The sequence below is a fragment of the Pseudomonas sp. 3A(2025) genome (assembly GCF_054589175.1).
The window spans coordinates 197,823-213,501 of record NZ_BAAILM010000032.1 but is presented as its reverse complement, the minus strand read 5'-3'; the positions used below and the strand labels follow the sequence as shown (position 1 = coordinate 213,501).

Sequence of the window (15,679 nt, the reverse complement as noted above, 5' to 3'; positions counted from 1 at the left end):
TTCAAGTACGGCAGATCGAGAAAAGGGATTGCTCAGGCGGTCTTGCGCCGCCCTGCAGGGTGTTTCGCGCCACAGGCACGCAGGACGACACCCACCGGGCCGGTCTGGTACCAGCGCAGGCTCGGGTCGGCGCCGGTGCGCTCGCCCATGGCCTGGGTCAGGCGGTCGAGGAAAATCGCTAGCAGCACCAGGCCGACGCCGCCCACGGTGGCCAGGCCCATGTCCAGGCGGCCGATGCCGCGCAGGACCATCTGGCCCAGACCGCCGACCGAAATCATTGAGGCGATGACCACCATCGACAGCGACAGCATCAAGGTCTGGTTCAGGCCGGCCATGATGGTCGAGGTGGCCAGCGGCAACTGCACGCGCTTGAGCATCTGCCACGGCGTGCAGCCAAAGGCGCGGGCGGCTTCTATCTTGTCTTCCGGCACCTGGCGAATGCCCAGGTTGGTCAGGCGTACCAGCGGCGGCAAAGCAAACACGATCGTGACCAGTACGCCGGGCACGTTACCGATGCCGAACAGCATCACCACCGGCACCAGATAAACGAACGCCGGCAAGGTCTGCATGGCATCGAGCATGGGCCGCACCACCCTTTCCAGGCGGTCGCTGCGGGCACACAGAATGCCCAGCGGAATACCGATCACCGCACAGAAGAACACCGCCGTGAGCACCAGTGACAGGGTGGTCATCGACTCCGACCACACGCCGATCAGGCCCAGCAGCGTTAACGTGACAAACGACAGCAGCGCCATGCGCTTGCCTGCCAGTTGCCAGCCCAGCAGCGTCGAAAGCAGGATGCCGATGCTTGGCGGAATGCTTTGCAGGGTGTACTCGATACCGTTGAGTACCTGATCGATGGGCCAGCGAATGGCGCGAAAGACATCGCGAAAGTTGTGTACCAGGTAATTAAGGATGCTTTCTACCCAGTCGCCTAATGGAATGGTGGCGGACTGGAACGGGTCGAGAAGACTGAATTCAGACATGGTGGGGCGACCTCTTTTTCTGGCAGCGGGTGCTTAGTGGCGGCTCAGGGTCTGCAACAGCTGGTTCTTGGACAGCGTGCCCTTCAGCGTGCCGGCACGGTCAAGAACCGGCACCGGGTACGGCAGCGATGCAACAATGCCCAGCACTTCATGCAACGGCGTGTCGACGAAGACGGGGTGCTGCTCATGCAACCGATGGCGATCCGGCGCGGCGGCGCCGCAGGCATCAGTGTCGACCACACCCAGCAGGTGGCCCTGTTCATCGACCAGATAGCCATAGCCGGCAGAGGCCTTGAACTGCGGCGCCTTGCCGTTGAGCCGACAGACAAGCTCCGGGTCGAGACGCGCCACATCACCGGCCTTGAGCACACGCGAGCTGTCAAAACCCTTGAAAAAGGTGCGCACATACTCGTTGGCCGGCTGGTTGATCAATTCTTGCGGCGTACCAATCTGCACCACCCGGCCACCTTCCATGATCGCGATGCGATGGCCGATGCGGATGGCTTCTTCGATGTCGTGCGAGATGAAAATGATCGTGCGCTGTTGCTCGGCCTGCAGGCGAATCAGTTCACCCTGCATCTCGCTGCGAATCAGCGGGTCGAGGGCCGAGAAGGCTTCGTCCATCAGCAGAATGGTCGGGTCGTTGGTGAGGGCGCGAGCCAGACCGACACGCTGCTGCATGCCGCCGGACAACTGATGCGGATAGCTGTGCTCATGCCCGGCCAGGCCGACCTGGCTCAAGGCTTCGCTGGCACGGCGGTGACGCTCCTTTTCGGATACACCGGAGATTTCCAGGCCGAAAGCGGTGTTTTCCAGCACGCTCATGTGCGGCATCAGGGCAAAGGACTGGAACACCATGCCCATGTCCTTGCGCCGCACATCGAGCAACTCTTTATCGGACAGGCCGGTGATTTCGCGGCCATTGAGGTGGATGCTGCCCGAGGTCGGTTCGATCAGGCGGTTGAACAACCGCACCATGGTCGACTTGCCGGAACCGGACAGGCCCATGATGACGAAGATCTCGCCGCGCTTGACGGAAAAACTGGCGTCGAATACGCCGACCACATGACCGGTCTTGCTGAATATCTCGTTCTTGTCGGCGCCCTGACGCAACATATCCATGGCCCGCTGCGGATGCGGACCGAATATCTTGAATATAGTGGAGACAGAAAGAATGGCCTCGTTACTTATGCTCATACGACCCTCATTATTATCTTTATCACCAATAACAGCATCGACGCCTGATAAAAGCGCTGTGGTGCAATCACTATTGGCAGTACGCTCAAGAAAGAGCGCGAGTCGGTGGTAATACGGATGCGGCCTGAGTCATTGGCTACGAATGATCAATGCCTTGGAGTGGGCTTACTTTACGCTTGACGGTACGGAGGGAATTGTACGGGCGGGTCAATTTCTATTATGTCGGCGCGGTATTACAAGGACGGCACCTGCGCGATTATGCAATCGCGCAGGTGCCTTATGCGCTCTAGCCCTTAGGCTTGAGGATCAGCACCGCCAAGGGTGGCAGGTTCAGTAATAGTGAAGCGGGTTGACCGTGGCTTTGCACATCGGTGGCGCGAACTTCGCCACCGTTGCCCTTGTTGGAGCCGGCATAGGTTTCAGAGTCGCTGTTGAGCAATTCGGCCCACGCCCCGGAAAACGGCACACCGACGCGATAGTCATCGCGTGGCACCGGCGTCAGGTTGCACACCACCAGCAGCGGCTCGCCCTGCTTGCTCCAGCGCAGCCAGGCGTAAACGCTATTGGCGTGGTCGTCGCCGATCAGCCACTGGAAGCCCATTGGCTCGGTGTCGCGTTCGTGCAGGGCTTTTTCTTCGCGGTACAGGCGGTTGAGATCGCCGACCAGTTTCTTGACCCCGATATGCTCGGCGTACTGCAACAGGTACCAGTCCAGTTGCTCGTCGTGGTTCCATTCGCGCCACTGGCCGAACTCGCAACCCATGAACAGCAGCTTCTTGCCCGGATGGGTCCACATGAACGTCAGGTAGGCGCGCAGGTTGGCAAATTTCTGCCAGCGATCACCGGGCATCTTGTCGATCAGCGAGCGCTTGCCGTGCACCACTTCGTCGTGGGAAATCGGCAGAATGAAGCGCTCGGACCAGGCATACACCAGGCCAAAGCTCAGCTCGTTATGGTGATGGCCACGGTGGATCGGGTCTTGCTGGATGTAATGCAGCGAGTCATGCATCCAGCCCATGTTCCATTTGTAGGCAAAGCCCAGACCGCCCTGTTGAGTGGTCTGGGTGACGCCCGGCCAGGCCGTAGACTCTTCGGCGATCACCAGCGCGCCCGGTGCTTCCAGCGCTACGACATCGTTGAGGTGGCGCAAAAAGTCGATAGCCTCAAGGTTTTCGCGGCCGCCAAAGCGGTTGGGCACCCATTCGCCGGCCTTGCGCGAATAGTCGCGATACAGCATCGAAGCCACGGCATCGACGCGCAGGCCGTCGATGTGGAAATGCTTGAGCCAGAACAGCCCCGAGGCCAGCATGAAGCCGTGCACTTCGGTACGCCCCAGGTTGTAGATCAGCGTGTTCCAGTCCTGATGAAAGCCTTCATGCGGGTTGCCGTATTCGTAGAGTGCGGTGCCGTCGAATTCAGCCAGGCCGTGAGTATCGGTAGGGAAATGTGCCGGCACCCAATCGAGAATCACACCGATATTGGCCTGGTGGCAGGCGTTGACGAAGAACGCGAAATCTTCCGGCGAACCGTAGCGTGCAGTCGGTGCAAATTGCGCCAGCAGTTGATAGCCCCAGGAGCCGCCAAACGGGTGCTCCATGATCGGCATCAGCTCGATATGGGTAAAGCCCAGCTCCTGAATGTACGGAATCAGCCGCTCGGCCAGTTCACGCCAGTTGTACTGGCGCCAGGCGGTACCGTCTTCGTTCTGTTCCATTTGCCAGGAGCCTGCGTGCAGCTCATAAATCGACAGCGGTGCAGACGGCGCATGAAAGTCACCGCGTACCTCCATCCACTCGCGATCCTGCCACTCGAACTGCAAGGGGCCTGCGACTTTTGAGGCGGTTTCGGGCGGCAAGGTCGTGGCCCGCGCCACCGGGTCGCATTTGAGCGGCAGGATGCCGTGCTGACCCAGGATCTCGTACTGGTACTTTTCGCCCGGCTGCAGGCGCGGCACGAAGATTTCCCAGATGCCCGAAGAGTGCAGCAGGCGCATCGGGTGGCGGCGACCGTCCCAGTTGTTGAAGTCGCCGACCACCGAGACGCGTCGGGCATTGGGAGCCCAGACGGCAAAGCGCACGCCCTGGACGTTATCGACGGTCTGCACCTGTGAGCCCAGGCAACTACCCAGATCACGGTGATTACCCTCGGAAAACAGGTAGATGTCCATCTCGCCAAGCAATTGCCCGTAGCTGTACGGGTCTTCGGTGATCTGCTCGCCGCCGGCCCACTGCACTTTAAGCAAGTACGGCTGAGCTTGAGGAAACTGGCCGGCGAAAAAGCCCGGTACCTGGGTCATCGGCAGCTCGCCCAGTTCCTGTTCACTGCCACGCGCCAACACCCGCACACTCAGCGCACCCGGCAAGTAGGCACGTATGATCTGCCCGCCGTTACCATCGTCGTGCGGGCCCAGGATGGAGAATGGATCACGGTGTTCGGCACGGATCAAAGCGTCCGTGTCGACAGCATCGGGCAGTGGCTGGCGGCCCGTGCCGCGTTTATCAGGCGCATTCATGTTGACTCTCCATCGTTCAATTCCAGCAATCCACGCAAGCCTTGCAAAGGCACGGCCAACCAGTCCGGGCGGTTCTCGGCTTCATAGATTACTTCATAGGCGGTTTTTTCAAGGGTAAATAATTCAAGGGCCGCACGCTCTCCTTGCGGGTCTTTCCAGGCATGAGCAATGCCTGCACTCGCCTGCCGGTAACCGTCGATAAATGCCTTGCGTGCCTGCTCCAGATACGCGTGGGCCACGTGCCGGCGAGCGGCAATCGCTTCCTGTGAGGTATCGGCGCTCTGGGCACTGCGCACGGCCATCGCCGCAGCGTAGTCGAAAGATCGCAACACGCCGCCGACATCCTTGAACGGGCTGTATTTGCCGCGCCGTTCTTGCAAGGGACGCACCGGCTCGCCTTCGAAATCGATCAGGTAGGCATCGCCTTTAACCACCAGAATCTGCCCCAGGTGCAGGTCACCGTGCACACGCATGCGCAGCCCGCCTTCCGATGCGAGCGCCAGCGACAGCACGTGGGCTTCGATGCGTTTACGCTGTGCGAGCAAGTCATCGACCAATTGACGGTCTTCAGGTTGCAGGCCGGCTTTGCGCTGTTCGAGCAATTTCAGGGCGCGTTCGATCTGTGCCTGCACCTGTTCGGCGGTGGCCTTAGCCTCATCAGCCGTGGTGGTTTCCACGGCAAAGTCGGCGTTGTCGGTGGGCGCTGCCAGCACCTGGTGCATCTCGCCCAGGCGCAAGCCAAGGTTGTGCGAAAAATCGGCCAGTTCGGTCAGGGCGTTATAAGACGACTCCTGGCCGGCAGTGCCATGCGCCAGTTGATCGCGCACCGCCCGCTCCAGATTATTCTGCGTCCACTCCCAGGCATCGCCCTGATTGCTCAGGTAACCCTGGGCAATCATCAGCAAATGCGGCTGGCCGTCAGCATCGACGCGCAATAACGCCCCCAGCAACGGCGAAATGTACTGATAGCCGGCACCGGTCAGGTAAGCGCCCATTTCCAGCTCCGGGTGAACCCCGGCGCTGACCTTGCGGATCATTTTCAGCACCAGAGCGTCGCCGACAACCACCGAACTGTTGGACTGCTCGGCCGACAGGTAGCGCACCTGCGATTGCTGATCGAGCCCCAGCGGCGCGAGCTTTTCAGTCGCCTCGAAACGCAATTGACCGTGTACACCGTCAATATCGATAACGGTTTGGGCCTGCATGGCCTGGATCACGTCGCGGATGCAATGCTCCAGGGTAAAGCCATCGGTGATCAGTCCGACCTGCGGCCCGCGACGTACCCGACTCAGGGCCAGTTGCTGCGGCAGCGCACTGCTGAAATCTTCTTCAGCCAACAGGCCGAACGGCAGTTGATAGCGCTCTTGCTGACCGCCTGCGATCACATCGATCTCGCTGAGCAGCACCGGACGATCACCATTGCTCAGGCGCACCGCATAGGCGATGTGGACGCTCTCGACGGGTTTGTCCTTGCTGGCAAACCAGCGCCGTTTGGGCAGATAGACAGCCAGGGCGGTGTTTTCGATGATGTCGCGCAGGGGCTCTTCGAGCAATTCTTCCAGGCGCTTCTTGAGCACCAGGGTCGGGAAATCCGGCATGCTTTGCGCCGGTTCAATGTGCCAACTGGGCATCTGATTCTCCGCTGCAAGTAGAAACCAATGAAAGCCATAGGGCGTAAAGGTCAGCAGGTAATTGAGCTGGCCAATGGGCGGAAAGGCACTGCCACCGAGCATCTCGACCGGTACCCTGCCGGCATACGCTGACAGCTCCAGCTCGACCGCTTGCGCTGCGCTGGACATGTTGGCGACGCACAAAATGGTCTCGGTGTGCCCGTCGCTCCCTGTGTACTCACGGATATAGGCCAGAATGCGGCGATTGCTCGGTGACAACATATGCAGCGTGCCGCGGCCAAAGGCTTTTTGCTGTTTGCGCACCGCCAGCATGCGCCGGGTCCAGTTCAGCAACGAGTGCGGATCGGCGTCCTGGGTTTCGACGTTGACCGACTGGTAACCATACAGCGGGTCCATGATCGGTGGCAGCACCAGGCTGGCCGGGTCGGCGCGAGAAAAGCCGCCGTTGCGATCGATCGACCACTGCATCGGCGTGCGCACACCATCGCGATCGCCCAGGTAGATGTTGTCGCCCATGCCCAGTTCGTCGCCGTAATACAAGGTCGGCGTGCCGGGCATGGACAACAGCATGCTGTTCAGCAGCTCGACCCGGCGTCGGTCACGCTGCACCAGGGGCGCCAGGCGCCGGCGAATACCCAGGTTGATCCGCGCCCGGCGGTCGGCCGCGTAATGGTTCCACAGGTAATCGCGCTCACGACTGGTGACCATTTCCAGGGTCAGCTCATCGTGGTTGCGCAGAAAAATCGCCCACTGGCAATTGGCCGGAATTTCCGGGGTCTGGCGCAGGATATCGGTGATCGGAAAACGATCTTCTTGCGCCAGGGCCATGTACATGCGCGGCATCAGTGGAAAGTGAAATGCCATGTGGCATTCATCGCCGTCCGGGCCTTTGCTGTCGCCAAAGTACATCTGCGTGTCTTCCGGCCATTGATTGGCCTCGGCGAGCAGCATGCGGTCAGGGTAATGGGCATCGATTTCGGCGCGGATGCGCTTGAGCACCTGGTGGGTCTCGGGCAGGTTCTCGTTGTTGGTGCCATCGCGTTCGATCAGGTACGGAATGGCATCCAGACGCAAACCATCGACACCCAGGTCCAGCCAGAAACGCATGACGCTCAACACCGCTTCCATCACTTGCGGGTTGTCGAAGTTCAAATCCGGCTGGTGCGAATAAAAGCGGTGCCAGAAGTACTGACCCGCCACGGGGTCCCAGGTCCAGTTGGATTTCTCGGTGTCGAGAAAGATGATCCGCGTGCCCTGATACTTCTGATCGGTATCGGACCACACATAAAAATCACGGGCTTTGGAGCCCTTTTTGGCATTGCGCGCACGCTGAAACCACGGGTGCTGGTCGGAGGTATGGTTGATCACCAGCTCGGTGATCACCCGCAAACCGCGCTTGTGTGCCTCGGCGATAAAGCGCCTGGCGTCGCCCATGCTGCCGTAGTCGGGGTGCACCGCACGGTATTCGGCAATGTCGTAACCGTCGTCGCGACGCGGCGAAGGATAGAACGGCAACAGCCAGATGGTGTTCACGCCCAGCTCGGCAATGTAATCGAGCTTGGCGATCAGGCCGGGAAAGTCGCCGATGCCGTCGTCATTGGAATCGAAGAACGATTTGACATGCACCTGATAGATCACCGCATCCTTGTACCAGAGCGGGTCGTTGATAAAGCTGGCGTTTCTGGACTTCTTCGCCATGGCGATCTCCCGGCAGCGTGGATTAGGTCGCGCTGATGCGCCAGATACCAAAGGGCTGGTAATGCGGGTCGATACGCATCCACTGCGTCTTGCCGTACCAGGTCCAGCGGTGCCCTGTCATCAGGTCTTCACCCTGAGTCTGGGCATCGTCGGGCAGACCCATTTCCCACAGCGGCAACTCGAAATGCGCTTCCTGTACGTTGTGCGGATCAAGGCTGACCGCAACCAGAATGAAGTTGCTACCATCCGCGGTGCGCTTGCCGAAGTACAGAATGTTGTCGTTCCAGGCGGTGTACAGCTTGAGCCCCAGATGCGTCTGCAAGGCCGGGTTCTGCCGACGAATGCGGTTGAGCTGTGCGATTTCGGCAATGATATTGCCCGGTGCCGTGAAGTCGCGGATGCGGATCTGGTACTTCTCCGAATCCAGATACTCTTCTTTGCCTGGCAGCGGCGCCGACTCGCAAATTTCAAACCCTGAATACATGCCCCACAAGCCTGAGCCCATGGTCGCCAGCGCGGCGCGGATCAGAAAGCCCGGCCGCCCGTTGTTGTGCAGAAAGTGCGGGTTGATGTCCGGCGTGTTCACGAAGAAGTTCGGCCGGTAGCAATCGCGCAACGGCACATCGTTGAGCTGGGTGAAATACTCCGACAGCTCGGCCTTGTTATTGCGCCAGGTGAAATAGGTGTAGCTTTGCGAATAACCGACCTTGCCCAGGCGCGCCATCATCGCAGGCTTGGTGAATGCCTCGGCGAGAAACATTACATCGGGATCGCGACGACGAATGTCATCGATCAGCCACTGCCAGAACGGCAGCGGTTTGGTATGCGGGTTGTCGACGCGGAAGATCTTGACCCCCTCCTCGACCCAGCCCCACACCACATCGCGCAGTTCCAGCCAGAGGCCTGGAATGGCATCGGGCGCGTAGAAGTCGACGTTGACGATGTCCTGATATTTTTTCGGCGGGTTTTCCGCATAACGGATCGTGCCGTCCGGGCGCCAGCTGAACCAGCCCGGATGCTCCTTGAGCCACGGGTGGTCCTGGGAACACTGGATGGCAAAGTCCAGCGCCAGTTCCAGGCCATGCTCGGCCGCCGCCGCAACCAGTGCGCGAAAGTCCTCGCGGGTGCCCAGTTGTGGATGAATCGCCTCATGGCCGCCGTCCGCGCTGCCGATGGCATACGGGCTGCCCGGATCGTCGGGGCCTGCGGTCAGGGAGTTGTTCGGCCCCTTGCGATGGGCACGACCGATAGGATGGATCGGCGGGAAATACAGCACATCAAAGCCCATGTCGCGAATGATCGGCAGGCGCGAGTGCACATCGTTGAAGGTGCCATGACGGTTGGGATCATCAGTGATCGAGCGCGGAAACAGCTCGTACCAACTGGCAAATTGCGCGCGTTCACGCTCGACATCCAGCGGGTATTCACCGCTGACGCTCAGGTAGCTGTGGTTATCGGCCTGCGCCATCAGCGCCGCCGTTTCGCTGTGCAATAACAAGGCGACACGCGACTGGGCGTCCTTGCCTTCGAGTTGCGCCAATACCTGTTCGATCTGCTGGCGCAGATCGCCCTGGCTGCGCTCGGCACCGTGTTGCAAATGAATACGACCTTCTTCCAGCTCAAGCTCGATCGGCACTCCGGCGCCATGCTTCTTGTCGAGTTCGTAGCGATAGCTGGCGTACAGGTCGATCCAGGCCTGCAGACGGAACACATAGCGGTCCACCGTTACCGGCGTGAAGCTGCCGGTCCAGCTGTCATTGCCCAGCTCCTGCAACACCGTACTGTGCCACTGCGCTTCACCTTCGGCACGCCAGTCAAGCCGGACAGCCAGCTTGTCGTGACCATCGGCATAGACCTTGGCGGTCACCGTGACCGGCTGGCCAATGATCGCCTTGGCCGCGAACTGGCCACCGTCAAGCACCGGTGTCACGTCTTCTATGGCAATACGCGGCAATTGCAGTGCCTGGGTCAGGGACAGCGGACCATGGGACGGCGAGGTTTGGAAAGCGTGAGAATCCGGACTGTATGACTGTTCATTCATCGAGCATCACTCCTTACGCCCCGGGGACGCGGCGGTGCGGTCCATAGCATTGACTGCTTTGAATGGGTTGAACGACAGCCGTCAGGCTCGGGCCTGCGGTGCCGACTGCAAAGATTCCGAACGACGCTCCAGGGTAAAGTTCAAAGCTTTACCCGCAGCACCATGGCCGGTACAGACACATGCAACAGCACGCTGGGCAAGCATAGGCGGGACTGAACGGAAAATGCCGTGTTTTTCCCAAGCAATGTGCAGCGACCTGCCTATATCCTTGTGCCACGCGCCATTTCAGGAATCGGGAAGTACAGCTTGATGCAGGGAAGCCAGCAACAATCATCCAGCAATGACCGGCACACGCCGCTGGCCGCAGACCGGGAACGCGCCACCACCCTGTTTCGCCTGACCGTCAGCTTCATGATCGTGGTGATCATGACCTTTCTGACGGTCGAGGGCTGGCGTGCCTGGCGCGATTACCGCCAGGCCTTTGCGATGGCCGAAGACTCGGTCACCAACCTGGCCCAGGCCACGGCCCAGCACGCCGAGGACGCGATTCGCCAGGTAGACATCCTGACCTCGGTGCTTGCCGAACGGGTCGAGGGCGACGGGCTGGCGCACATCGACATTGCCCGCATGCACCAGTTGATGGTGCAGCAGACGCGGATCATGCCGCAGCTGCACGGGCTGTTCATTTATGACGCCGATGGCAGATGGATCGTGACCGACAAGCTCGGCACACCGGAGTCGGCCAACAATGCCGACCGCGATTACTTCATTTATCACCGCACCCACGCCGATCGCGATGTGCGCATCAGTAATGTGGTGAGCAGCCGCTCGACCAAAGAGTTGATCATTCCGGTCTCGCGGCGTCTCAACAACCGCGACGGTTCGTTTGCCGGGGTGATGCTGGGTACAGTCAGGGTCAGCTATTTCGTCGACTATTACGGTGACTTCAAGATCGATGACAAAGGCGCACTGGTGCTGGCCATGCGCGACGGCAGCATTCTGGTCCGGCGCCCGTTCATCGCCAAAACCATCGGCCAGAGCCTGTCGCAAAGCGAAATCTTTACCCACTACCTGCCTTGGTCGAATGCCGGCGTTGCGCAGGTAAAAGCCGTGGTCGACGGCACTTATCGCCTGTACGGTTACCGGGCGCTGAGCCGCTACCCGCTGGTGGTCGAAGCCGGCATTTCCCGCGACTCGATCATCGCGCCCTGGCGTCTGGATCTGATCAAGACCGGTTTGATTCTGCTGTTGCTGATTGCCGGACTGGTCGGTTTCGGGATCATCGTGCTCAAGCAATTACGCGCCCGCATGGCCATGGAAACCGAACTGCGCCGCGTGCATCGACAGGTTCAGGACATGGCCCTGACCGACAGCCTGACCGGCCTGGGCAACCGGCGGCGTCTGGACAGCGTACTGAGTGAAGAAGTCGCACGGGCGAAACGGCAAAACACCCGCCTGGCGTTGATCATGCTGGATGTCGACTACTTCAAGCGTTTCAACGACCGTTACGGCCACTCGGCGGGCGATGAATGCCTGCGCCAGGTGGCCCAGGCGATCCAGCAAACACTGCAACGCCCCGCCGACCTGGCCGTGCGCTATGGCGGTGAAGAGTTTACGGTTCTGCTGCCCGATACCGACCCGACAGGCGCCGCGCATGTAGCGAACAATCTGCTTGAAGCCATTCGCGCCTTGAACATCGAACACGCCGACCATCCCGCCGGGCACGTCACCGCCAGCGCCGGGGTGACCATCAATGCACCGAGGCTTGAAGAGGTCACCCCCGCGAGCATGATCAAGGCCGCAGATGCGTTTCTGTATGTCGCCAAGCACAAGGGCCGGGATCAGTGGCACGCGCAACTGCCACTGCACAATCCTGTGGAGGCAATCTGACCGGGTAAATCTTGCGGAATTTTGCCGGGCACCCTGCATCAGATACTGAACCAACCCTTTGGAGGTGCTCCCATGAATATCCCGATTCCGCCAGAACCCGAGGATCCAAACATCGATGAGCCGCCGTTGCCGGTACCGCCACCCGAAGAAGTGCCGCCCATCACCCCGCCGGGTACTCAACCGCCGATAGGCGACCCGCCCAGCCATGAACCACCCGCCAGGCTGTAAGCGCCCTAAGGCTCAGGGCAGTTCCTGACTGTCCCTGGCCGGTATTTCCTGCTTGTCCCTGGGCGGCAGTTCGTCCTCGGATTTATGCTTGTGCTCATGACGGTCCACTACATGCGGCACCAGGCTGAGAATACCCAGGGCCAGCACCGTGCTGAGCACGGCAGTGGCTTCGCGGCCCACGCCCGCCGCCACGCCGATGGCGGCGGTCATCCACAGTCCGGCCGCAGTGGTGAGGCCTTTGACCTGGGAAACGTTTTTGGCGTGTTCCTTGAGAATGGTGCCGGCACCGAGAAAACCGATGCCCGCGACCACCCCCTGAATGACCCGGCTCAGGGCTGCATCGTCGGCACCGCCCATACGGGGTACCAACACGAACAGCGCAGCGCCCATGCACACCAGCATGTGGGTGCGCACGCCTGCAGCCTTGCCGCGATGTTCGCGTTCAAAACCCAGAATGCCGCCCAGCAACGCGGCAATCGACAAACGTACGGTGACCCGGGTCAGTTGCGAAACATCGGTGATATCGGAAAACTCTGACTGCAACGTCGTTACCACTTCCTGCCACCACGTAGTCATCCATGATCCTTAAAAGGTTTTCGCAACGAAATATCTGGACAGCGGCAACGTGTCAGCGTGCTATCTGCCGCCGGCCATATCGATAAAGGTACCGGTCGCGTACGAGGCTTTATCCGACAGCAGCCACAGAATGGCTTCGGCCACCTCCTCAGGGGTGCCGCCACGGCGCATCGGCAATTCGCCTTCAAGCTTGCTGACCCGGAACGGATCGCCGGACTGTACGTGAAAATCGGTAAAGATATACCCCGGCCGCACCGCATTGACGCGGATGCCGTCTGGTGCCACTTCCTTGGCCAGGCCAGTGGTGAAGCTGTCGATCGCGCCCTTGGAGGCTGCGTAGTCGACGTACTCGTTGGCCGCCCCCAGGCGCGCCGCTGCAGAGCTTACGTTGACGATACTGCCACCCTGGCCGCCGTGCCGGGGCAACATACGCAGCAGCGCATGCTTGCTGCACAGAATCGGCCCGACCACGTTGCTCATCATGACTTTCAGCAGACGAAACTCCGACATGTCCTCGACTTTCGAGGCATGGGCAATGGTCGCGGCATTGTTGACCAGGTGCGTGATCCGTCCAAGCTCTGCGTCGATGCGTGCAAACAGACGGATAATTTCGTCTTCGTTGCTGACATCGGCCTGTACCGCAATCGCTTGCGCGCCCAACGCCCGGACCTGGCTGCAGACCCGTTCTGCGGCGGCATGATCGGACAGGTAATTGATGCAGATTCGATAGCCTTGCGTTGCTGCCGCCAGTGCCGTGGCCGCGCCGATTCCGCGAGAGCCGCCAGTAATGAGGAGAACTTTTTCCATTTGTTTTTCTCGTAACCCGATTCAAAGACTGGAGATTGAAAAATACCGGTCGTCAGTCGTTGACGCTGACCACCTTTCTGGCCTGCACACGCCGCTCCGAGCTATGGATGTCCTGCATGAAGCGCTCGGCCGGTTGCGGATGGCCCAACAGATAACCTTGCAGCGAGTCACACCCCAGGCTGGTCAGGAAGCTCTGCTGTACATCGGTTTCGACCCCTTCGGCGACGATACGCAAATCCAGTGCCTGACCCAGGGCAACGATGGCCGAGACAATCGCCGCATCATCACTGTCGTGCTCAAGATCGCGAACGAAGCCACGGTCGATCTTGATCTCATTGGCCGGCAGACGCTTCAAGTACATCAGGCTGGAGTAGCCGGTCCCGAAGTCGTCGATGGACAGATCGACGCCCATCTGCGAAAGCTGGTTGAGCACTGCCATGCTGGCATCGGCATCGTTCATGGCCGTGGTTTCAGTAATTTCCAGGGTCAGGCAGTTGGCCGGCAACCCATGGCGAACCAGAGTATCGGCGACGATATCGACCAGCCCCGCGTGACAGAACTGCAACGCCGAGAGGTTCACCGCCATGCGCCAGTGGTCGTAACCCTGCACGACCCACTGTCTCATCTGCTGGCAGGCCTCATTGAGCACCCATTCGCCTATGGGAATGATCAGCCCGGTTTTTTCTGCCAGGCCAATGAACGTGTCCGGCGACAACAGGCCGCGCTCCGGATGATTCCAGCGCAGCAAGGCCTCGGCACCCACGGCCATGCCACTCAGTGCATCGAACTTGGGCTGATAGTGCAGACAAAACTGGCCGGCGGTGATCGCTACGCGCAGTTCCTGAAGCAGTTGCAACTGATTGCGCGCATCGGTGTTCATCGAGGCTTCAAAGAAGCTGTAGCCATTTTTGCCGCTGGCCTTGGCGTGATACATCGCTGCATCGGCGTTCATCAGCAATTCGTGCTGGTCCAGGCCATTACCCGGATACAGACAAATGCCCACACTCATCGACACCTGTAACAGGTGACCACTGACTTCAAAGGGCTGCGCGACCACACTGACCAGCCGCGAGGCCACGGTCACTGCCTCATCAACATCGCGCAACTCCATGAGCAGGACGAATTCGTCACCGCCGATACGCGCCAGCGTGTCATGCCGATGCAGATTACCGCGCAGGCGCAGGGCCACGTCACGCAGCAACTGATCACCGATGTGATGGCCAAAAGCATCGTTGACCGGCTTGAAGCCGTCCAGGTCCATGAACATCAGCGCAAAGGCACTGTTGTTGTCTTGTGCCGTGTTGATGGCCTGATTGATGCGATCAGAGAGCAGAATCCGGTTGGGCAGGCTGGTCAGGGTGTCATGCAGCGCCAGATGAGTCAGCTCGCGGTTGGCCTCGGACAGGGAGCTGGCCAGGAGCGCAGTGCGTGCTTCCAGACGCGCATCGAGAATCGAGGTCAGCAGCGCGATGGTCAATACGGCCAGGGTGGTCACCAGCACCAGTTTGTCCAGCCCGTCGGTCTGCAAGCCGCCGGCGTGCGCGCCGCAGAAGCTGTTGTCGGCAAAGTTGGCCGCCGCCATACCGGTGTAATGCATGCCGACAATCGCAAAGCCCATAACGACGGCTGCGGCGGCACGGGCCAGGAAAACATGCGGGGTGTTCTGGCGCAGGTGAAAGGCGATCCACAAGGCAGCGGCCGAGGCACCCACTGCGATCAACAGCGACAGGCCGAACAAACCAGGGTCGTAATCGATACCCGGCTGCATGCGCATCGCTGCCATGCCCAGGTAATGCATGCAACTGATGCCCGCGCCCATCAACAAGGAACCCAATGCCAGTTGCAGCAGCGGCAGCACCGGCTGGCTGACCACCCACAGGGCAAACCCTGAAGACAGCATGGCAATCAGCAGCGAGCACAACGTCAGGAACAGGTCGTAGCCCAGATTGATGGGCAACACTAAGGCCAGCATGCCAATGAAGTGCATCGACCAGATACCGATGCCCATCGCCAGGGCACCGCCGCCGATCCACAGATAAACGCTGCGCCCTTTTGCGGACGAGACTCGTCCGGCCAGGTCCAGAGCGGTATAGGACGCCAGCATGGCGACAAG

The 15,679-nt window shown here is 60.2% G+C and carries 10 protein-coding genes; 2 read left to right on the top strand and 8 right to left on the bottom strand.

Annotated features, from left to right (window positions below):
- Positions 1–32: 32 nt before the first annotated feature.
- The 5 genes from proW to ACYP2A_RS13140 form a co-directional block, all read right to left on the bottom strand.
- Positions 33–986, bottom strand: coding sequence for a glycine betaine/L-proline ABC transporter permease ProW (proW, locus tag ACYP2A_RS13160; protein WP_459745508.1), 954 nt, complete (start codon positions 984–986; stop codon positions 33–35).
- A gap of 33 nt (positions 987–1,019) precedes the next feature.
- Positions 1,020–2,183, bottom strand: coding sequence for a glycine betaine/L-proline ABC transporter ATP-binding protein ProV (proV, locus tag ACYP2A_RS13155; RefSeq protein WP_459745507.1), 1,164 nt, complete (start codon positions 2,181–2,183; stop codon positions 1,020–1,022).
- A 286-nt stretch (positions 2,184–2,469) separates the two neighbouring features.
- Complete coding sequence (glgB, locus tag ACYP2A_RS13150) at positions 2,470–4,695, bottom strand: 1,4-alpha-glucan branching protein GlgB (RefSeq protein ID WP_459745505.1); 2,226 nt, start codon at positions 4,693–4,695, stop codon at positions 2,470–2,472.
- Positions 4,692–8,024 carry a maltose alpha-D-glucosyltransferase gene (treS, locus tag ACYP2A_RS13145; protein WP_459745503.1) on the bottom strand — a complete coding sequence of 1,111 codons (3,333 nt, stop codon included), beginning with the start codon at positions 8,022–8,024 and terminating at the stop codon, positions 4,692–4,694. The genes glgB and treS overlap by 4 nt, the downstream gene beginning before the upstream one ends.
- Positions 8,025–8,046: 22 nt before the next feature.
- Complete coding sequence (locus ACYP2A_RS13140) at positions 8,047–10,065, bottom strand: alpha-1,4-glucan--maltose-1-phosphate maltosyltransferase (protein ID WP_459745502.1); 2,019 nt, start codon at positions 10,063–10,065, stop codon at positions 8,047–8,049.
- 309 nt (positions 10,066–10,374) lie between these two features.
- Between ACYP2A_RS13140 and ACYP2A_RS13135 the strand changes: the two genes are divergently transcribed.
- Together ACYP2A_RS13135 and ACYP2A_RS13130 are read left to right on the top strand one after the other, a co-directional pair.
- Positions 10,375–11,955: a sensor domain-containing diguanylate cyclase gene (locus ACYP2A_RS13135; protein WP_459745719.1), complete on the top strand. Its 1,581-nt coding sequence runs from the start codon at positions 10,375–10,377 to the stop codon at positions 11,953–11,955.
- Positions 11,956–12,027: 72 nt separating this feature from the next.
- Complete coding sequence (locus tag ACYP2A_RS13130; RefSeq protein ID WP_459745500.1) at positions 12,028–12,183, top strand: hypothetical protein; 156 nt, start codon at positions 12,028–12,030, stop codon at positions 12,181–12,183.
- A 12-nt stretch (positions 12,184–12,195) separates the two neighbouring features.
- Here the strand turns inward: ACYP2A_RS13130 and ACYP2A_RS13125 are convergent, their stop codons facing one another.
- The 3 genes from ACYP2A_RS13125 to ACYP2A_RS13115 are packed head-to-tail and all read right to left on the bottom strand — an operon-like array spanning position 12,196 to position 15,670.
- Positions 12,196–12,759 carry an MgtC/SapB family protein gene (locus ACYP2A_RS13125; protein ID WP_459745498.1) on the bottom strand — a complete coding sequence of 188 codons (564 nt, stop codon included), beginning with the start codon at positions 12,757–12,759 and terminating at the stop codon, positions 12,196–12,198.
- Between the two features lie 60 nt (positions 12,760–12,819).
- Positions 12,820–13,566, bottom strand: a complete 747-nt coding sequence (locus ACYP2A_RS13120; RefSeq protein ID WP_459745496.1) for an SDR family oxidoreductase — start codon at positions 13,564–13,566, stop codon at positions 12,820–12,822.
- Positions 13,567–13,618: 52 nt separating this feature from the next.
- Positions 13,619–15,670 (bottom strand): putative bifunctional diguanylate cyclase/phosphodiesterase, encoded by a 2,052-nt coding sequence (locus ACYP2A_RS13115; protein WP_459745717.1) that lies wholly within the window; start codon positions 15,668–15,670, stop codon positions 13,619–13,621.
- Positions 15,671–15,679 lie beyond the last annotated feature (9 nt).

Coding starts and splice junctions, on each gene's coding strand:
- ACYP2A_RS13120 (WP_459745496.1), bottom strand. CDS start 13,566: ATGGAAAAAGTTCTCCTCATTACTGGCGGCTCTCGCGGAATCGGCGCG.
- ACYP2A_RS13140 (WP_459745502.1), bottom strand. CDS start 10,065: ATGAATGAACAGTCATACAGTCCGGATTCTCACGCTTTCCAAACCTCG.
- ACYP2A_RS13125 (WP_459745498.1), bottom strand. CDS start 12,759: ATGACTACGTGGTGGCAGGAAGTGGTAACGACGTTGCAGTCAGAGTTT.
- ACYP2A_RS13135 (WP_459745719.1), top strand. CDS start 10,375: ATGCAGGGAAGCCAGCAACAATCATCCAGCAATGACCGGCACACGCCG.
- glgB (WP_459745505.1), bottom strand. CDS start 4,695: ATGAATGCGCCTGATAAACGCGGCACGGGCCGCCAGCCACTGCCCGAT.
- proW (WP_459745508.1), bottom strand. CDS start 986: ATGTCTGAATTCAGTCTTCTCGACCCGTTCCAGTCCGCCACCATTCCA.
- treS (WP_459745503.1), bottom strand. CDS start 8,024: ATGGCGAAGAAGTCCAGAAACGCCAGCTTTATCAACGACCCGCTCTGG.
- ACYP2A_RS13130 (WP_459745500.1), top strand. CDS start 12,028: ATGAATATCCCGATTCCGCCAGAACCCGAGGATCCAAACATCGATGAG.
- proV (WP_459745507.1), bottom strand. CDS start 2,183: ATGAGCATAAGTAACGAGGCCATTCTTTCTGTCTCCACTATATTCAAG.
- ACYP2A_RS13115 (WP_459745717.1), bottom strand. CDS start 15,670: ATGCTGGCGTCCTATACCGCTCTGGACCTGGCCGGACGAGTCTCGTCC.